The organism is Pseudorhodoferax sp. Leaf265 (assembly GCF_001422365.1).
GTDB lineage: Bacteria > Pseudomonadota > Gammaproteobacteria > Burkholderiales > Burkholderiaceae_C > Pseudorhodoferax.
Map to the genome: position 1 here is coordinate 85504 of NZ_LMMT01000009.1, position 18219 is coordinate 103722.

General features: G+C 69.7%; 14 protein-coding genes. 6 read left to right on the top strand and 8 right to left on the bottom strand.

From position 1 onward, the window contains the following. The first annotated feature begins 4 nt into the window (after positions 1-4). Positions 5-799 carry a 4-hydroxy-2-oxoheptanedioate aldolase gene (hpaI, locus tag ASF45_RS10185; protein ID WP_056660959.1) on the top strand — a complete coding sequence of 265 codons (795 nt, stop codon included), beginning with the start codon at positions 5-7 and terminating at the stop codon, positions 797-799. A 205-nt stretch (positions 800-1004) separates the two neighbouring features. Beyond that, on the top strand, positions 1005-2672 hold the full coding sequence (locus tag ASF45_RS10190; RefSeq protein WP_082550930.1) for a PAS domain-containing hybrid sensor histidine kinase/response regulator: 1668 nt from the start codon (positions 1005-1007) through the stop codon (positions 2670-2672). On the opposite strand, the gene ASF45_RS10195 is transcribed toward ASF45_RS10190, so the two are convergent. Beyond that, positions 2669-4570, bottom strand: a complete 1902-nt coding sequence (locus ASF45_RS10195) for an FAD-binding monooxygenase (protein WP_056660964.1) — start codon at positions 4568-4570, stop codon at positions 2669-2671. The genes ASF45_RS10190 and ASF45_RS10195 overlap by 4 nt on opposite strands. Before the next feature lie 83 nt (positions 4571-4653). Between ASF45_RS10195 and ASF45_RS10200 the strand changes: the two genes are divergently transcribed. Both ASF45_RS10200 and ASF45_RS10205 read left to right on the top strand, forming a co-directional pair. Further along, positions 4654-5139, top strand: coding sequence for a MarR family winged helix-turn-helix transcriptional regulator (locus ASF45_RS10200; protein ID WP_056660967.1), 486 nt, complete (start codon positions 4654-4656; stop codon positions 5137-5139). Positions 5140-5251: 112 nt separating this feature from the next. After that, positions 5252-6184 (top strand): hypothetical protein, encoded by a 933-nt coding sequence (locus ASF45_RS10205; RefSeq protein WP_056660970.1) that lies wholly within the window; start codon positions 5252-5254, stop codon positions 6182-6184. Positions 6185-6202: 18 nt separating this feature from the next. Here the strand turns inward: ASF45_RS10205 and ASF45_RS10210 are convergent, their stop codons facing one another. The 3 genes from ASF45_RS10210 to ASF45_RS10220 all read right to left on the bottom strand — a co-directional run bounded on the left by ASF45_RS10210 (position 6203) and on the right by ASF45_RS10220 (position 11153). Further along, entirely contained in the window at positions 6203-7141 is a 939-nt protein-coding gene (locus tag ASF45_RS10210) for an MYG1 family protein (protein ID WP_056660973.1), read from the bottom strand. Positions 7142-7213: 72 nt separating this feature from the next. Beyond that, positions 7214-9451: an NADP-dependent isocitrate dehydrogenase gene (locus ASF45_RS10215; RefSeq protein ID WP_056660976.1), complete on the bottom strand. Its 2238-nt coding sequence runs from the start codon at positions 9449-9451 to the stop codon at positions 7214-7216. A 46-nt stretch (positions 9452-9497) separates the two neighbouring features. After that, positions 9498-11153 (bottom strand): acyl-CoA dehydrogenase family protein, encoded by a 1656-nt coding sequence (locus ASF45_RS10220; protein WP_056660979.1) that lies wholly within the window; start codon positions 11151-11153, stop codon positions 9498-9500. Between the two features lie 100 nt (positions 11154-11253). On the opposite strand from ASF45_RS10220, the gene dinB reads away from it, so the two are divergent. Both dinB and ASF45_RS10230 read left to right on the top strand, forming a co-directional pair. Then, entirely contained in the window at positions 11254-12474 is a 1221-nt protein-coding gene (dinB, locus tag ASF45_RS10225; RefSeq protein WP_056660982.1) for a DNA polymerase IV, read from the top strand. A 180-nt stretch (positions 12475-12654) separates the two neighbouring features. Then, positions 12655-14091, top strand: a complete 1437-nt coding sequence (locus tag ASF45_RS10230) for a YncE family protein (protein ID WP_063887633.1) — start codon at positions 12655-12657, stop codon at positions 14089-14091. A 50-nt stretch (positions 14092-14141) separates the two neighbouring features. Here ASF45_RS10230 and ASF45_RS10235 read toward each other — a convergent pair whose 3' ends face one another. Genes ASF45_RS10235 through ASF45_RS10250 form a run of 4 tightly spaced genes read right to left on the bottom strand, consistent with a single transcriptional unit; the run spans position 14142 to position 17996 of the window. Continuing rightward, positions 14142-15041 carry an alpha/beta hydrolase gene (locus tag ASF45_RS10235; RefSeq protein ID WP_162243986.1) on the bottom strand — a complete coding sequence of 300 codons (900 nt, stop codon included), beginning with the start codon at positions 15039-15041 and terminating at the stop codon, positions 14142-14144. After that, positions 15038-15832: an ABC transporter ATP-binding protein gene (locus tag ASF45_RS10240; RefSeq protein ID WP_056660988.1), complete on the bottom strand. Its 795-nt coding sequence runs from the start codon at positions 15830-15832 to the stop codon at positions 15038-15040. Before ASF45_RS10240 ends, ASF45_RS10235 begins: the two co-directional genes overlap by 4 nt. Continuing rightward, positions 15829-16878: an iron ABC transporter permease gene (locus tag ASF45_RS10245; RefSeq protein WP_200932144.1), complete on the bottom strand. Its 1050-nt coding sequence runs from the start codon at positions 16876-16878 to the stop codon at positions 15829-15831. The genes ASF45_RS10240 and ASF45_RS10245 overlap by 4 nt, the downstream gene beginning before the upstream one ends. An 8-nt stretch (positions 16879-16886) precedes the next feature. Next, the gene (locus ASF45_RS10250; protein ID WP_200932141.1) at positions 16887-17996 is read right to left on the bottom strand and encodes an ABC transporter substrate-binding protein; all 1110 of its coding nucleotides are present in this window, start codon (positions 17994-17996) and stop codon (positions 16887-16889) included. Between the last annotated feature and the right edge of the window lie 223 nt (positions 17997-18219).

Sequence of the window (18219 nt, forward strand, 5' to 3'; positions counted from 1 at the left end):
AAGCATGGGCAATCCCTTCAAGGCCGCACTGGCCGCTGGCCAACCCCAGATCGGCCTGTGGCTCTCGCTGGCCGAGGCCTACACGGCCGAGATCTGCGCCACGGCCGGGTTCGACTGGCTGCTGGTCGATGGCGAGCACGCGCCCAACGACCTGCGCGGCATCCTCGCGCAGCTGCAAGCCGTGGCGCCCTACCGCGCCCAGCCCGTGGTGCGCGCGGTGGAAGGCAGCACGGCGCTGGTCAAGCAACTGCTGGACATCGGCGCGTGCAACCTGCTCGTGCCCATGGTCGACACGGCCGAGCAGGCACGTGCCATGGTGGCCGCCACGCGCTACCCGCCCGAGGGCGTGCGCGGCGTGGGCTCGGCCATCGCGCGCGCCTCGCGCTGGAACACGCGCGCCCGCTACCTGGACGAAGCCAACGCCGAGGTCTGCCTGCTGGTGCAGGCCGAGACCGCCACGGCGCTGCGCAACCTGGAGGCGATCTGCGCCGTCGATGGCGTCGATGGTGTCTTCATCGGCCCGGCGGACCTGGCCGCCTCCATGGGCCACCGCGGCAACCCAGGCCACCCCGAGGTGCAGGCCGCCATCGAGAACGGCATCGCCACCATCGTCGCCAGCGGCAAGGCCGCCGGCATCCTGACGGGCGATGCGGCGCTTGCACGCCGCTATCTGGCGCTGGGCGCGCGCTTCGTGGCGGTCGGTGTGGATGTGAGCCTGCTGGCCCAGGCCACGCGCCAGCTGGCGACCGACTTCGGTCTCGGACGGAACGGCACGCCAGGCGACCGCTCCGGCTACTGAGTCGCGGCTGAACCCGGCCCAGCGGCGTCCGGTTCACGCAACCGGCGACACCTGTATGCAGTCCAGAAAGTCTGGCGAACTGTGCAAAAGTCATCAGATCAGGCGGATTGACCACCGCATATGTGTGAAATAAGAGCGAGTTGCTTCCTATAGTGGCGCAGCCGCTGCGCCAGCGCAGCCCCTCCATCCAGCCAGGCCCCAGGGGATGCCGACCTCTCCGCTTTCGCCGCCACCCAGCCCGCCGTTCGGCATGGTCACGCTCGAGCTCGTGTGCCTGGCACTGGTGTTTCTGCTGACCCTGGCGGTGGTGGTCGCATGGCGGCAGTGGCGTGCGCTGCGCGCTGCTCGCCACGTGTCGCCGCAGCCGGGCGAGGCGGCCGAGGTGCTGCGGCAACGGCAGGCCGCCGATGACGCCACCGCAAGCACCGTGGAGAGCTTGCGGACCGCTGCACTCCAGGCCCGGCAGCGCGAGACCCTGTATGCCTCGCTGATCAACAGCATGCCAGGCGCGGCCTACCGCTGCACCGCCGATGAGAACTGGACCGTGCTGTTCATCAGCGAGGCCGTGCAGTCGCTGTCGGGCTGGTCGCCGGCCGACTACCTGGCCGCCCCCGAGCTGCTGCGCGAGCTGGTGCACCCGGACGACCATGCGCGCGTGACCGCGGAAGTGCAGGCCGCCCTCGATGCCGACCGCAGCTACACGCTCGAGTACCGCGCCGTGCACCGCGCCGGCCACAGCTTCTGGGCCTGGGAGCGCGGCAAGGCCGTGCGCGATGCCACGGGCCGCGTGCTCTGGCTGGACGGGGTGGTGGTGGACATCAGCGAGCGCAAGGCCATGGAGCAGGCGCTGCGCGACGCCAAGGACCGCGCCGAGCAGGCCGTGGCGGCCAAGACCACCTTCCTCGCCAACATGGGCCACGAGGTGCGCACGCCGCTGAACGCCATCATCGGCTTCTCCGAGATCGTGCTGCGCAACGAGCTCGACACGCTGCAGCGCCAGTACGTCTTCAAGGTGCGCCAGGCCGCCACCGCGCTGCTGCGGCTCATGAACGACATCCTGGACATGGCCAAGCTCGAACGCAGCCAGCTGCAGTGCGAAACGGCCGACTTCTCGTTGCGCGCCCTCGCGCAGGAGGCCCTGGCCCTCCAGCACGCGGCGGCCGAGCGCAAGGGCCTGGCGCTGCGGCTGGACACCGAGCCCGGCATGGCCGACGCCTTCCGGGGCGATGGCGCGCGGCTGCGCCAGGTGCTGGACAAGCTGCTGGACAACGCCGTCAAGTTCACCGAACAGGGCACCGTGCGGCTGCAGCTGGCGCGCCAGCAGGGCCAGGTGCTGCTGGCCGTGCACGACACCGGCATCGGCATCGCAGCGCAGGACCAGGCCCGCATCTTCGAAGCCTTTTCCCAGGCCGATGGTTCAGCCAGCCGGCGCTTCGGCGGCACGGGCCTGGGCGTCACGCTGGCGCGGCAACTGGTCGAACGCATGGGCGGCACGCTGACGCTGCAGAGCACGCCCGGCCAGGGCAGCGTGTTCCGCGTGCTGGTGCCGCTGCAGGACGGCACCGTGCCGCGGACCACGCAGGCCGGCGACGGCGCGCCTTCCGCCCCCCTGCACGAGGCACCCTTGCCCGCCGGCCTGCAGGCGCTGTTCGATGCGCCCGATCCCGACGCGCAGCCCTGGCACGACTCGCTGCGTGCCACGGCGGCGGCCCTGCGCAACGGCGAGCAGGGCGAGGCAGACCTGCCCGTCCTGCTGCAACGCCTGCGCGGCCAGGGGCTCGCGCAGCACGCGGCCCAGGTGGAACAGGCGCTGGCCCGGTTCGACCTGGACCGTGCGGCCGAGCTGCTGGAAGCGCTGCCGGCGCGGCGTTAAGCCGCCTGCATGAAGCCAGCGAAGAAGCTGGCCAGCGCCTGGTGCGCATCCAGCGGCAGAACCTGCGCCACGTACTGGTCCGGCCGTACCACCACCAGCGCCCCGCTTGCGCGGGCGATGCCGCGCAACGCGTAGATGTCCTGCCCCGGCCTGTCGTCGGCCGCGAAGACCTTCTCGTAGTCGATGAGGCCATGCCGGCCCTTGCGCGGCAGCAGCAGCGGCGGCATGGTTTCCAGAGCCACTTCGTCGTACCGCTGCGGGAACACGGCGCGCAGGTCGAACACGGCGTCCGGGTCCTGGCCAGCCGGCGTGTAGCGGCGCACCGGCGAGTCCGGCGCCTCGGCCAGGAAGCGGCACAGGGCACGCAGGCCGGTGGTGGCATTCCGGTGGTCGCCAGCCGCGGCGAAGGCGTACAGCCGCCAGCGGCCGTCGGCGCGCGCCACGTGGCCCAGTTGCAGCGGCCTGGCATCGGCCACGCGCACCACGGGCGCGGAGTGAAAGCGCGTGCCGACCTCAAAGCCGCTGGCCAGCGCCTGGTGCGCGGCGTCGCCGCAGACCAGCGAGGGCCGGTACTGCGTACCCACGCCGGCCGTGAAGCGGCCATGCTGCTCGAAGTAGCGCTGGAAGGCCTTGGGGTCCACGCCACCGGCGCCGCCCTCGGCGGGCCGGTCGCTGAACATGCGCGCCCAGTCGCGGTCGAAGTCGATGAGCTGCTGGGCCACGGCCTGGCGCTCTTCGGTGTAGCTGCTCAGCAGTGCCGGGGTGCACTGGCCGCGCAGCACGGCCGCCAGCTTCCAGCCCAGGTTGAAGCTGTCCTGCATGGAGACGTTCATGCCCTGCCCGGCTTTGGGGCTGTGGGTGTGGCAGGCGTCGCCGGCGATGAACACGCGCGGCAGTTGCTGGGCCGCCCGCTCGGCCGGCACGTCGTCGTAGCGGTCGCAGATGCGCTGGCCGATCTCGTAGACCGACCACCAGGGCACGTCCTTCACCTCCAGGCTGTAAGGATGCAGGATGCGCTGCGCCGCGGCGATCAGTTGCTCCAGCGTGATGCCACGCTGGGCGGCGCGCTCGTCCTCGCCCAGCTTGTCCATCTCCACGTACAGGCGCACGAGGTAGCCGCCCTCGCGCGGGATCACGAGCAGGTTGCCGTGTTCGGACTGCACGGCCACCTTGCTGCGGATGTCGGGAAAGTCGGTCACGGCGAGCAGGTCCATCACGCCCCAGGCCTGGTTGGCCGAGTCGCCCACGAGTTGCCGACCGATGGCCTTGCGCACGGCGCTGCGCGCGCCGTCGCAGCCAACCACGTAGCGGGCGCGCACGGTCTCGGTCTGGTCCGACCCGTCACGCGCGAGCCGCACCGTCACGGGATGGTCGGCGGCCTGCGCATCCACCGCCACATCGACCACGCTGCGGCCGTAGTAAGGCGCCATGCGGCCGGGCGCGTTGCGCATCTGCTCCAGGTAGGAGTCGTGCACGCGCGCCTGGTTCAGCACGACGTGCGGGAATTCGGAAAGCCCGTCCGGCGTGTCCTGCACGCGGCCGTGGCGCACGATGCCGCCGCCCTGGGCGCCGGGCTTCCAGAAGGTCACCTCGTTGATCCAGCAGGCCTCCTGCAGCACGCGCTCGCTGAAGCCGAAGGCCTCGAACATCTCCATCGTGCGGCAGGCGATGCCGTCGGCCTGGCCCAGCTGCAGCGGGCCGCCCTTGGCTTCCACGATGCAGCTACGGATGTCGGGGAAGGCGGCCAGCTGTGCCGCCAGCGTGAGGCCGGCCGGGCCGCAGCCCACGATCAGCACGTCCACCTCGGCCGGCGGCCGGTCCTGAGGCTGTTGCGAAGCGGCCGAAGCGGGCCGGACGCGGGGATCGCCGGGCTGAAAGCCGTCCAGATGGAATTGCATGACGTGTCTCCTGTTGAGGCCAATTTCCGTATGCATCAATATTATCAGCATACATATTATTTGTGCAATGGGAGAATGCAGCCATGAAGAAGACCAGTGCCAGCCCGCCGACAGCCGAGATCGACCTGCGCTCGCAGCCAGGCCACAGCATCCGGCGCCTGCAGCAGATCGCATTCGCCGTGTTCATGCAGGAAGCGGCCAGCGCGGGCACCACGCCGGTGCAGTACGCGGTGCTGCAGACGCTGGCGGACCAGCCCGGCATCGACCAGCGCACGCTGGCGCGCGCGGTGAGCCTGGACACCTCGACCATCGGCGGCGTGGTCGACCGGCTGGAAGCGCGCGCCCTGCTCCTGCGCAGCCTGTCACCGCAGGACCGGCGCGTGCGGCTGCTGCACCTGACCGACGCAGGCGAGGCGCTGCGCCGGGAACTGCTGCCCACCATGCTGCAGGCGCAGCAGCGCATGCTCGATCCGTTGACGGCGGCCGAACGCGGGGTCTTCATGGACATGGTGCAGCGCGTCATCGCCCACCATGCCGGCGTGGACGACACCGCCACGCCCGAGGGCTGACGCCGCTCGGCAGCACCGCCGCGCCTTCCGTCAGCGCAAGCCCTGCGCGCCGTGGCCGCTCGCGCGCAGCGCCACCACAATTGCGCGTTTACTTTCCGGAAAGAGAGCGCGCATGCCCACGCCCAAGTACCGCCTCGTCACCCGCAGCGATTTCGACGGCCTGGTCTGCGCTGTGCTGCTGAACGAGCTGGACATGATCGACGACATCCTGTTCGTCCATCCCAAGGACATGCAGGACGGCAAGATCGCCATCACCCAGCGCGACATCACGACCAACCTTCCCTATGTGCCGGGCGCCCATCTGGCCTTCGACCACCACCTGTCGGAGACCATCCGCAACCAGGACGCGGGCAGCAACCACATCATCGACGCCAATGCGCCCTCGGCCGCGCGCGTGGTGTACGACCACTACGGCGGCAAGCAGCGCTTCCCGAGGATCTCCGACGAGATGATGGAGGCCGTGGACAAGGCCGACTCGGCCCAGTACGAACGCGACGAGATCCTTGCGCCCACCGGCTGGGTGCTCCTGAACTACCTGATGGACGCGCGCACCGGCCTGGGCCGCTTCCGCGAGTTCCGCATCAGCAACTACGCGCTGATGATGGACCTCATCAAGCACTGCCGCGATCTCACCATCGACCAGATCCTCGAGCTGCCCGACGTGAAGGAGCGCGTGGACCTGTACGACGAGCATGCCGGCAAGGCGCGCGAGCAGATCCTGCGTTGCGGCAAGCTGCACGGCCGTGTCGTGGTGCTGGACCTGCGCAACGAGGAAACCATCTGGGCCGTCAACCGCTTCATGGTCTACGCGCTGTTCCCGCGGGCCACGGTGTCGATCCACGTGATGTGGGGCGTGCAGAAGCAGAACACCGTGCTGGCCACCGGCAAGTCCATCCTGGACCGCAGCAGCAAGGCCAACGTCGGCGAGCTCATGCTGCAATACGGCGGCGGCGGCCACCAGGCCGCCGGCACCTGCCAGGTGGACAACGCGCAGGCCGACGCCACGCTGCGCGAGGTGGTCGAGAAGATCAACGCGGCCGGCTGACGCCACCGCGCCGCGGCCTCACTTCGGATCGAAGGGGGCCGCCACGGCCAGTTCGGCCAGGCGCAGCGCGCCGTCCAGCGAGCGCGCACCGGCGATGAAGCGGCCGTTGTGGCAGAACACGGCATCGGCCACGCCGCTGGCTGCCGCCAGTTCGGCATCGCGCAGACCGGCCCAGGCGCGCGGCAGATCCTTGCGTGCCGTGAACGACTGCGGCTCCACCGTCACCACATGCACCTGGTGCTGCTGGTCGCTGGCATCGGGGTAGACCACGAACCACAGGTCCGGCATCTCGGCGCTGGCCACGTCGCGCCATGGCAGGCCGCCGCGCGGCAACAGCAGCACGCGGCCGTCCAGCAGCGTTTGCGCCTCGCGCACCTGCTGCGCCCCCTGGTGGCGGGCCCGCTGCTGGTCCAGCGCGGCCAGCAGAAGCTGCGTGACCACGCCCATCGCCTGCTCGAAGCGCGCCAGCGACGCGGCATCGTCTTGGGCGGCGCTGCCGCGCCCGTCCCAGGGCAGGTTGAACTGCGCCAGCAGTGCCGACAGGCCGAACAGGCCCGGCGCGGCGTTGGCGGTGCCGGTGTCGGCCCGGTCCAGGTGCTGGACCAGTTCGCGGTCCAGGCTGTCGGCGATCGCCTGGGCCTGCGCGGCATCGGCCACGCCACACTGCTGCGCAACCAGGGCCGGGCCATGTGCGGCCCAGACCAGGCCGGCGCTGGCATAGACCACGCCGCTGGCGCGCGCGCCTTCGAAGCCGCGCTGGTGGTGGTCGAAGCGGCCACGCGCGGCGTCCCATTCGCCGCCCACGTCGACAGCGAAGTCGGCGCCGGCAATCAGGGCTGCATCGCGCGTGCGCAGCAGGGTGGCGCCGGGATACAGCAAGCGCAGCACGGCCACGCCGAACACGTCGTCCGCGTGAAAGGAGCCGTTGTGCGTGGCGATGGTGGTCGGGGTATTCATCGTGTTCTGATCCCTATGAAAAAAAGGGCCGGGAGCATCCCTCCCAGCCCTTCGTGCCCAACGTCCTGAGGATCAGGCCGTCAGCGCCGCCAGCGCGTCGTTCAGCGTCTTGCTCGGGCGCATCACGGCCGCCACCTTGGCGTCGTCGAGCTTGTAGTAGCCGCCGATGTCCACGGGCTTGCCCTGCACTTCGAGCAGTTCCTTGGCGATGGTGGCCTCCTGCTCGGTCAGCGTCTTGGCCAGCGGCGCGAACTTGGCCGCCAGGTCCTTGTCCTCGGTCTGCGCGGCCAGTTCCTGCGCCCAGTACAGCGCGATGTAGAAGTGGCTGCCGCGGTTGTCGATCTGGCCGGTCTTGGGGCTCGGGCCCTTGTTGTTGTCCAGCAGCTTGCCGGTGGCCGCATCCAGCGCCTTGGCCACGATCTTGGCCTTGGCATTGTTGTTCTTGATGCCCAGCTCTTCCAGGCTCACGGCCAGCGCCAGGAACTCACCCAGCGAATCCCAGCGCAGGTGGTTTTCTTCGACCAGCTGCTGCACGTGCTTGGGCGCCGAACCACCGGCCCCCGTCTCGTACATGCCGCCACCGGCCATCAGCGGCACGATGGACAGCATCTTGGCCGAAGTGCCCAGTTCCATGATGGGGAACAGGTCGGTCAGGTAGTCGCGCAGGATGTTGCCCGTGGCACTGATGGTGTCCAGGCCGCGGATCACGCGCTCCAGCGTGTAACGCATCGCGCGCACCTGGCTCATGATCTGGATGTCCAGTCCGGCCGTGTTGTGCTCGTGCAGGTACATCTTGACCTTGGTGATCATCTGCGCCTCGTGCGGACGGTACTGGTCGAGCCAGAACACCACCGGCATGCCCGAATTGCGCGCGCGCGTGACGGCCAGCTTGACCCAGTCGCGGATGGCGGCGTCCTTGACCTGGCACATGCGCCAGATGTCGCCCTGCTCCACGTTCTGCGAGAGCAGCACTTCGCCGGTGTTCAGGTCGGTGATGTTGGCCACGCCGTCTTCGGGCACCTCGAAGGTCTTGTCGTGCGAGCCGTATTCCTCGGCCTGCTGGGCCATCAGGCCGACGTTGGGCACCGTGCCCATGGTCTTGGGGTCGAAGGCGCCGTGCCACTTGCAGAAGTTGATGATCTCCTGGTAGATGCGGGCGAAGGTCGACTCGGGCATCACGGCCTTCACGTCTTTCAGGCGGCCATCGGCGCCCCACATCTTGCCGCCGTTGCGGATCATGGCCGGCATCGAAGCGTCGACGATGATGTCGTTGGGCGAGTGGAAGTTGGTGATGCCCTTGGCAGAGTCGACCATGGCCAGCTCGGGGCGGCCTTCGTGGCAGGCGTGCAGGTCGCGCTTGATCTCGTCCTGCTTGCTCTGCGGCAGCGCGGCGATCTTGGTGTACAGATCGACCATGCCATTGTTGACGTTGACGCCCAGTTCCTCGAACAGCTTGGCGTGCTTCTCGAACGCGTCCTTGTAGAAGATCTTCACGCAGTGGCCGAACACGATGGGGTGCGAGACCTTCATCATGGTGGCCTTCACGTGCAGCGAGAACATCACGCCGGTCTTGTGTGCGTCCTCGATCTCCTTCTCGTAGAAGGCCACGAGCGCCTTCTTGCTCATGAACATGGAGTCGATGATCTCGCGGTCCAGCAGCGAGACCTTGGGCTTGAGCACGATGGCCTTGCCGCTCTTGGTGATGAGCTCCATCTTCACGTCGCGCGCCTTGTCCAGCGTCATCGACTTTTCGCCGTGGTAGAAGTCGCCGGCATGCATGTGCGAGACATGCGAGCGCGAGGCCTGGCTCCACTCGGCCATGCTGTGCGGGTTCTTGCGCGCGTATTCCTTGACGGCCTTGGGCGCGCGGCGGTCGGAGTTGCCTTCGCGCAGCACGGGGTTCACGGCCGAGCCCGTGCACTTGTTGTAGCGCGCGCGGATGTCCTTCTCTTCGTCGGTCTTGGCGACTTCCGGGTAGTCGGGGATCTTGTAGCCCTTGTCCTGCAGTTCCTTGATGGCGGCCTTGAGCTGGGCTACCGAGGCGCTGATGTTGGGCAGCTTGATGATGTTGGCCGAGGGCTTGAGCGTGAGCTTGCCCAGTTCGGCCAGGTTGTCGGCCACGCGCTGCTCCGGTGTCAGCGCTTCCGGGAACTGGCCCAGGATGCGGCCGGCGACCGAGATGTCGCTGGTTTCCACGTCGATGCCGGCCGGCGCGGCGAAGGCCTGCACGATGGGCAGGAAGGAATGCGTCGCCAGCAGCGGCGCCTCGTCGGTGAGGGTGTAGATGATCTTGGGTTTGGTCTCTGCCATGACGATTCCTAGGCGGTGGTGAAACTGTGGAAAAAAAGGGGGGCGGTCAGGCCAGGGCCTTCTCGAAGAGGCCGCGGGCGATGACCTTGAGCGCCAGAGTTTCCTCGGCGCCCTCGAAGATGGACAGCACGCGGGCGTCCACGAAGTAGCGGCTCACGGGCGTCTCCTCGGCGTAGCCCATGCCGCCGTGCAACTGCAGGGCCTCGCGCGTGAGCAGCTCGGCCGAGCGGCAGGCCAGCAGCTTGATCTGCGCCGCCTCGATGCGACCGTCGGCAGCCTCCAGCCGGTTGCCGACGGCATACGCGGTCTGGCGGCAGGCCGCCAGGCGCGCGGCCATGTGGGCCAGCTTGGACTGGGTGAGCGGGAACGTGATGAGCGGCTGGCCGAAGACCTTGCGGTCCTGCGTGTAGCGCAGTGCCTCGCGCAACGCGGCGCGCATGACGCCGGTGGCGCGCGCCGAGGTCTGCATGCGCCCGCCGACCATGCCGGCCATGTTGAAGTAGAAGCCCCGGCCCAGGCCGGCCTCGCCGCCCAGCACATGGCTGTCGGGCACGAAGAAATCCTCGAACGCGAGTTCGTAGGAATGCATGCCGCGGTAGCCGATGGTCGGGATGGCCTTGCCGCGCAGGCGGCCTCCACCTTCGGGCTGGAAGTCGAAGGCGTGGTCCTCGGTCGAGGGCTTCTCGACCAGCAGGATGGACAGGCCCTTGTAGCCGGCCGCCTTGTCGGGATCGGTGCGCGCCACCACCATGAGCAACCCGGCCTTGCCGGCGAAGGTGCACCAGGTCTTGGCACCGTCCAGCCGCCAGCCGCCCGCCACGCGCGTGGCCTTGAGCGCCAGGCTGGCCACGTCCGAGCCGTGGTCGGGTTCTGTCATCGCGATCGCGCAGAGCGGTTCGCCGGCCGCGATCCTGGGCAGGAAGGCCTGTTTCTGTGCCGCGGTGCCGCCCGCGAGCAGCGCACGCGACAGGATCTCGGGCCGCGTGATCAGGCTGCCGGCCGCGCCCAACGAGGCTTCGGACAGCGCCTCGGTCACGGCGATCATCATGGCCGTGTCGTCGTGCTGGCCGGGCGCGCTGCCGCCGTATTCCTGCGGGATCGACAGGCCGAACACGCCCATTTCGCGCAGCGGGCCGAGGATGGTCTCGGGAATCGTCAGGTCCTGCGCATGGATCTCGGCGGCCAGCGGCGCGACCACCTCGGCGCCGAAGCGGCGGAACGCATCGCGCGCCATGGCCACCTCCTCACTGACCGTGACGGGGCCGATCTCGGACTCGGCCGCGGCCAGCGCGCGCGCGGCGGCCGTCAGGGCGGCGGGGCCGGCCGCGGCGCGGCGCAGCGCCGGCCATTGCGGATCGGCGGCCCAGGCGCGCAGCGGGGCACCGTCCAGGTCGGCATCGATGGCCACGGATTCGAGACGTCCCTGCACCGTCCGCATGGCCTCGGTCGCGAACAGCAGCGCCAGCGCGCGGTCCAGGCCGGCGGCGGCGGGGGCCTGCAGCACGGTCTGCGCGGCCAGCAACTCGGCGCTGGCCCAGGCCAGCTCGTACGACACGCCCTGGGCCGCGTCCAGCGCGGCCGGATCGAGCCGGCCGGCGTTGCCGCAGCGCTGCGCCACGGCCTGCACGGCGGTGTCGAACAGGGCCTGCAGGCCATCGCACAGGCGGCGGGCAGCGTCGACGAGGTCCGGGTCGGACGTCATGGAAAAGGGCTCCGAGGGGTGGGGTCGGGGGCGATGATAGCGACAGGGCCGACGCCCCCTGTGCCAATCGGCCCAAAACCCGCAACTGTATACCGCCAGGATGGCCCCGGCGCCAGCACGTATGCTCGCGGGCTTGACCCCGCCTGCGCCCCTGCCCCGCCGCATTGCCCACCTCGACATGGATGCGTTCTACGCCTCCGTCGAACTGCTGCGCTACCCGCAGTTGAAGGGCCTGCCCGTGGTGATCGGCGGCGGCCGGCGCCGGGCCGACAGCGTGCTGGCGCAGCGCGAGAACCTGCCGGTGGAGGCGTTCCCGCTGCTGGGCGACTACGTGGGCCGCGGCGTGATCACCACCGCCACCTACGCCGCGCGCGCCTTCGGCGTGGGTTCGGCCATGGGCATGATGAAGGCCGCCAAGCTGTGCCCGCAGGCCATCCTGCTGCCGGTGGACTTCGACGAATACCGGCGCTTCTCGCGCATCTTCAAGAGCACCATCCTGGAGATCGCCCCGCGCATGGAAGACCGGGGGGTCGACGAGGTCTACGCGGACTTCACCGAGGTGCCAGGCGGCCAGCGCGAGGGCGGCCGCGTGCTGGCCCGCTTGATCCAGCGCACCATCTTCGAACGCACGGGCCTGACCTGCTCCATCGGCGTGGCGCCGAACAAGCTCATCGCCAAGATGGCCAGCGAGTTCGACAAGCCCAACGGCATCTCCGTCGTGCACGAGGCGGACCTGCAGAGCCGCATCTGGCCGCTGCCCGCGCGCAAGATCAACGGCATCGGCCCCAAGGCCGACGCCAGGCTGCAGGCGCTGGGCATCACCACCATCGGCGAACTCGCGGCCAAGGACCGCGCCTGGCTGGTCGAGCGCTTCGGCCGCGCCTACGGCGCCTGGATGCACGAGGCGGCCTGGGGCCGCGACAACCGGCCCGTGGTGACCGAGAGCGAGCCCGTGTCCATGAGCCGCGAGACCACCTTCGACCGCGACCTGCACGCCGTGCGCGACCGCGCCGAGCTCTCGGCCATCTTCACGCAGCTGTGCGAGAAGCTGGCCGAGGATCTGCAGCGCAAGGGCTACGTGGGCAAGACCATCGGCGTCAAGCTGCGCTTCGACGACTTCAAGATCGTCACGCGCGACCAGACCATCGCCCAGCACACGGCCGATGCACGGCAGATCCGCCAGACGGCGGGCCAGTGCCTCAAGCGCGTGCCGCTGGAGCGCCGGCTGCGGCTGCTCGGCGTGCGCGTGGGGGCGCTGGCCAGGCCCGGCGAACTCGCCGAGCGCGTGGAGATGGTGGACACCACCGGCCAGCTGTTCTGAGCCCTGACGCTCTGCAAAGAATTGCGAAGTAGGGGCATTCGCCCCGGTGACGGTCGAGGTCACATTTAGAATTCTCAGTCAATACAAATCATTCTCATCTCTTTTCGCTCGACAGGTCTAGCCCGCCTGCAGTGCCGCGCACGCGCGGCCCATCCCTTTCTCAACCACAAGGAACATTGCATGAACAACCGACGTCCTGTCGCCCGCTGGGCGCGCCCTGTGCAGACCCTGCTGGCCGTGTCGATGGCGCTGGGCCTGGCGGCCTGCGCCTCGGGCCCGCGGTTCGATGCGCAGGACGCTGCCGCGTTCAAAGGGCGTGTCAGCCTGGCGGACACGCCCGTGGTGCTGGCCGGCCAACCCGTCACGCTGGCGGGCAGCGACTTCAAGCCGGGCCAGAAGGTCACCGTCAGCTACGGCGGCGCCGAACTCGGCCAGACGGCCACGGCCGACAAGGATGGCAAGTTCCGCACGCAGTTCGTGCTGCCCGCAGGCGCCGAGCCGGGCCGCTATGCGCTGGTGGCCAGCGCGACCAACCCGCCGGCCTCGCTGCTGGTGCCACTCAAGATCTCGCCCAACGTGCCGCTGTCGGGCCAGGAGCGCTTCAGCGTGCAGTCGCAGACGCTGGTGCCAGGCCTGTACCAGGCCGGCTACTCGGCCAAGACCGACCGCGTGTTCGTGACCTCGGCCGTCGGCCGCCCGCCGGTCACGCGCAGCGAACTCGTCAAGGTCAACGCCCAGACGCTGGCCATCGAGCAGCGTGTGACGGCCCCCGTGGCCCCCGCAGCACCGGCCCGCCCCGGCGCGCCGGCCCCCGCCGCCAACGCCCTGCCCGGCCTGTACGCGGTCTACGGCGTGGGCGTGGACGATGCCAACGGCAACGTCTGGGTCACCAACACGCGCCAGGACACCGTGGCCGTGTACCGCCAGTCGGACCTGGCCATCGTCAAGCAGTTCGAGCCCGGCGTGGTGCCGCATGCGCGCGACGTGCTGGTCGACGGCGTGCAGGGCAAGGCCTATGCCACGCCGGTCGGCGAGCCGCAGGTCGCCGTGTTCAGCACCAAGGCCCCCGCCTTCCTGAAGAACATCCCGATCCAGACCACGCAGCGCGGCTTCAATGCCAAGCCGTTCTCGCCCATGAGCCTGGCGCTGGACACCGCCAGCAGCCGCCTGTTCGTCGTCAGCGGCGGCGGCGAGGTCGCCGTCATCGACACCCGGGCCGACAAGGTGGAGAAGGTGTTCGCGGTCGAGACCGCCGTGTCGGCCTCGGGCATTGCCTACGACGCCCAGACCGACCGCATCTTCGTGGCCGCGCAGGGTTCGGACAACGTGGTCATCGTCGACGCCAAGACCGGCAAGACGCTGAAGGACGTGAAGGTCGGCGCCGGCACGCTGAACGTGAGCTTCGACCCGACCAAGCGCCTGGTCTACGCGGCCAACCGCGCCAGCGACACCGTGACCATCCTGGACGTGGACGGCAAGATCCTCGGCAACCTGGACGTGGGCAGCTTCCCCAACCACATCGCGCTGGACGGCAAGGGCACGGCCTTCACCGTGAACAAGGCGCGTGGCTCGGAAGACGGCGAAGGCGACCGCATCGGCCGCATCACGGTGCGCTGAGCGGCACCCGCCCAGGAAAGAACGCCCCGGTCTCCGGGGCGTTCTCGTTTTCAGGTGGAACACAAGCGCAGCACGCGCTGCGCCGCGACCATGACCACCGAGGCATGGTCTTCGTCGGGGAAGACGCGGAACGCGAGCCGCTCCGCCCCCAGCCAACCCGTCATCTGTTCCGCCAGCGCCTGGGCGCTGCCGACCATGCGGCGCTGTGCGCGGCGCGCGACCAGCTGCTCGTAGCCGGGATGCTGGCGCTGCCAGGGCGGCACCTCGTCCTCCCAGGCACCGACGGCCATGAACACGCGCAGGCCTGGCTGGCACGGCAAGGCCGCGGCGAGCGCCGCACGCAGGCCGGCTTCGTCCCACCAGACCGACGGGCTGACGGCGGCCCAGGTGCGGAAGACCTGCGGCCGCGCGGCCAGGGCCTGCAGCACGAAGTGGCCGGCGAGCGAATGGCCGAACAGGGTCTGGCGTGCGGCGTCCAGCGGCAGTTCGGCGCGCAGCGCAGGCATGAGTTCGTCGGCGATGAAGGACTGGAAACTGGATGCGCCACCGACCCCGCTCACCACCGATCCATCGGCGGACGGCCCCGCAGTGAAGTCGCGCCGGCGCTGGGCCTCGGCGAACAGCTCGTCGCCATCGTGCGCGATGCCGACCACGGCGGCCGGCACGATGCCGGTCGCGTCGGGCCGGCGGCTGGAGCGGCGCACGAGTTCCACGAAGGTGCCGAACAGCGCATTGGCGTCGAGCACATAGACCGCAGGGAAGCCGCCGGGCGGCGGCGTGCCGGGCGGCACCCAGACACTGATGCGGTAGGTCTGGCCATTGGTCTGCGCCGGCCAGCGGCGCGTCCGCGCACCGGCCACTTCGACAGCCGACCAGTCGGCGAACTCCGAAGAAGCTCCGCGCTCCGTGCTGCGGCGCCGAGCGCCTTCGGGCGGTCGGGCGGCGCTCACAGCACGTCGTCCACCATGATCTGCAGCCCGCCGCGCGAGCAATGCTCCACGCGCGCCTGCACACCGTAGACCTGGGCAAGAGATGCCGGCGTGATGGCCTGCGCCGGCGTGCCCGTGGCCACCACCGCGCCCTGCGCCAGCATCACGATGCCGTCGGACCAGCGCGCGGCGATCTGCAGGTCGTGCAGGACCATGATGGCGATCATGCCGCGCTCTCGCGCCAGTTCCTGCACCAGCCGCATCACGCGCAGCTGGTGCTGCAGGTCGAGCGCGCTGATGGGCTCGTCGAGCAGCAGCACGCGCGGCTCGCGCACCAGCGCCTGGGCCAGCGAGACCAGCTGGCGCTGGCCGCCGGACAGGTGGTCCAGCCCCTCCATCGCCAGCCGCAGGATGCCCACGCGCTCGAGGATGGCCACGGCGCGCCGCTGCGCGGCCTCGTGGCTGTCGCCGCCGGGGTGGCCGGTGGCCGAGGCCTGCAAGGCGCCCAGCACGCTTTCGAGCACCGACAGCGCCACGCCCTGCGGCAGTGTCTGCGGCATGTAGGTGACGCGGCGCGCATGCTCGGCCAGCGGCAGGCCGACCAGTTCTTCGCCGCCCAGCCGGACCGAGCCCCGTGCCGGCTGCAGGCCGGCCAGCGCGCGCATCAGCGTGCTCTTGCCGGCCGCGTTGGGGCCGACCAGCGAATGCACCTCGCCGGCGCGCAAATCCGGCAGATCCAGGCCCTGGATGATCTGGCGCTCGCGGTAGCCCGTGGCCAGGCCGCGCACCTGCAATGCGTGGTTCTGCGTCATGCGCGGTCTTTCCCGCGGAAGATCAGGAACAGGAACACCGGCACGCCGACGATGGCCGTCACGATGCCCACCGGCATGATCGCACCCGGCACCAGCGTCTTGCTGGCCACCGAGGCCAGCGACATGACCAGCGCGCCGCACAGCACGCTGGCCGGCAGCAGAAAGCGGTGGTCCTCGCCGAGCAGCAGCCGCGCCATGTGCGGACCCACCAGGCCGATGAAGCCGATGGTGCCCGCGAAAGCCACCGAGGTCGCGGCCAGCAGGCTCACGCGCAGCAGCGCCAGGAAGCGCAGCCGGCCCACGTCCACGCCAAAGCTGCGCGCACGGTCTTCGCCCAGTCGCAGCGAGGTCAGCCGTCCCGCCGCCAGCAGCGAGAACGGCACGACCAGCGCCAGCACCGCGGCCAGCACGCCGACATGGCTCCATGTCGCACGCGACAGCGAGCCCATGCTCCAGAACACCAGTTGCTGCAGCGCCTCCTGCGAGGACAGGAACTGCACCAGCGCCACCAGCGCGTTGAAGGCGAACACCAGCGCGATGCCCAGCAGCACCACGGTCTCCACGCCCGCGCTGCGGCGCCGCGCCATGAGTTGCAGCAGCAGCACCGAGCCGAACGCGAACAAAAAGGCATTGAGCGGCACCATCCACTGCAGTGGCACGAAGGGCAGGCTGATGCCCAGCACGATGGCCAGCGCCGCGCCGAACGAAGCCGCCGACGACACGCCCAGCGTGAACGGACTGGCCAGCGGGTTGTTCAGGATGGTCTGCATCTCCGCGCCGGCCAGCGACAGCGCAGCGCCGACCAGCACGGCCATCAGCGCGTAGGGCAGGCGCACCTGCCAGACGATGGCCTGCTGCGGCAGGCTCAGGGTCTCGGGCGAGACGATGCCACCCAGCACCTGGGCGGCCGTCAGCGACGAGGGGCCGGTCACGAGGTCCAGCGCGAAGGCCGCCACGCACAGCACCGCCAGGCCGGCCACGGTCAGCATGCGGCGCACGACCAGGCGCCGGTAGGCCGCGAGCACGTCGCTCGCGCGCACGGGCAGCGTGGCGCTCATTTCAAGCTCGTCCAGCCCGCGCCCTGGTAAGGCACGGCGAGGAACTTGCTGTTGATCTCGGCCAGCGTCTTGCCCGGGTCCACGTCCTTGAACAGCTCGGGATGGATCCAGGTCGCGAAGGCCTCGATCGCCACGATGTCGATCGGCGAGTTGATGAGCTGGTGCGCCAGGCCAAAGCTCCGCCCGCTCTTGACGGCCGACAGCTGGGCGATGCCCTGGCGCTGCGTCACGGCCGCCAGCGAAGCGCGTGCGCGCGCAGCGTCATAGCCTGCACCCAGCACCAGCCCACCCGCCTTTTCCAGGTGCGCGCCGCCCGTGGCGATGTAGACCTTGGGATCGCGCGACACCACGTACTCGATGTTGAGCTTGCCGGTCGGCGCCTTGAGCACGTCGGCGCCGATGTTGTGGCCGCCCACGAAGTCGATGTACTCGCCCATGTTGCCCTTGCCGGGCGAGTTGCAGCAGTCGCCCGTCATGCCCGCATGGGCCTCCAGGAACACCGTGGGCCGGGCCGTGGGCGCGAGCCTGGCCACGCGCTGGGCGATCTTCTCGATGTGCGCGCGGCGCAGCGCGATGAAGGCCTCGGCCTTGGCCTGCCCGCCCGTCAGCTGGCCCAGGATGCGCAGGCTGGGCTCCTGGTTCCTGAACGGGTTGTCGAAGAAGTCGATGAACACCACCGGGATGCCCGCGGCCTGGAGCTGCGCGGCCTGCGCCTCGGAGGGGCCGGAGCCGACCGAGACCACGGCCACGTCGGGCGCGGCGGCCAGCACGGCCTCCAGGTTGAAGCTGCCGGCCGAGGACGCCACCTGCGGCACGCTGCGCAGGGCCGGGAACTTGGCGATGTACTGCGCGTAAGTCGCCTCGCCGATGCGGTGCACGTCGCGCGGCCAGGCAGCCAGCCATTGCACGGGGTCGGGCTGGATCAAGGACAGCGCGACCAGGAAGCGGCCATCGTCGATGGAAATCTTGCGCACCTGGTCGGGCACGCGCACCTTGCGGCCGTTCAGGTCGGTGAGTTCGGCCGCTGCGGCGACACCGACGGACGTGACCAGGGCCGCCAGCACCAGGCCGCAGGCCACGACGGTGCGGTACAGGCTAGTTTTCAAGAACGATTCCTATCTACAAGGCAAATCGCGGATGTTGCCACAGGGGCCACGCCCACCGCCGGCACCAGCCCCACGCCAATGCAAAGTATTGCGAAGCAAAGGCCTGATCCATCCGATGGGCATCGACGGCGCCTAGAATCAGTCAGTACAAATCATTCTCATCTAGAAACCGGGTCGATCCTGCGGTCGGCCTCAGTGGACGGCAGGCGCCCTGGCTGTTCTT

Coding starts and splice junctions, on each gene's coding strand:
- ASF45_RS10200 (WP_056660967.1), top strand. CDS start 4,654: ATGAAGAAGACCAGTGCCAGCCCGCCGACAGCCGAGATCGACCTGCGC.
- ASF45_RS10195 (WP_056660964.1), bottom strand. CDS start 4,570: ATGCAATTCCATCTGGACGGCTTTCAGCCCGGCGATCCCCGCGTCCGG.
- ASF45_RS10215 (WP_056660976.1), bottom strand. CDS start 9,451: ATGGCAGAGACCAAACCCAAGATCATCTACACCCTCACCGACGAGGCG.
- ASF45_RS10210 (WP_056660973.1), bottom strand. CDS start 7,141: ATGAATACCCCGACCACCATCGCCACGCACAACGGCTCCTTTCACGCG.
- ASF45_RS10220 (WP_056660979.1), bottom strand. CDS start 11,153: ATGACGTCCGACCCGGACCTCGTCGACGCTGCCCGCCGCCTGTGCGAT.
- ASF45_RS10205 (WP_056660970.1), top strand. CDS start 5,252: ATGCCCACGCCCAAGTACCGCCTCGTCACCCGCAGCGATTTCGACGGC.
- hpaI (WP_056660959.1), top strand. CDS start 5: ATGGGCAATCCCTTCAAGGCCGCACTGGCCGCTGGCCAACCCCAGATC.
- ASF45_RS10230 (WP_063887633.1), top strand. CDS start 12,655: ATGAACAACCGACGTCCTGTCGCCCGCTGGGCGCGCCCTGTGCAGACC.
- dinB (WP_056660982.1), top strand. CDS start 11,254: ATGGCCCCGGCGCCAGCACGTATGCTCGCGGGCTTGACCCCGCCTGCG.
- ASF45_RS10190 (WP_082550930.1), top strand. CDS start 1,005: ATGCCGACCTCTCCGCTTTCGCCGCCACCCAGCCCGCCGTTCGGCATG.
- ASF45_RS10240 (WP_056660988.1), bottom strand. CDS start 15,832: ATGACGCAGAACCACGCATTGCAGGTGCGCGGCCTGGCCACGGGCTAC.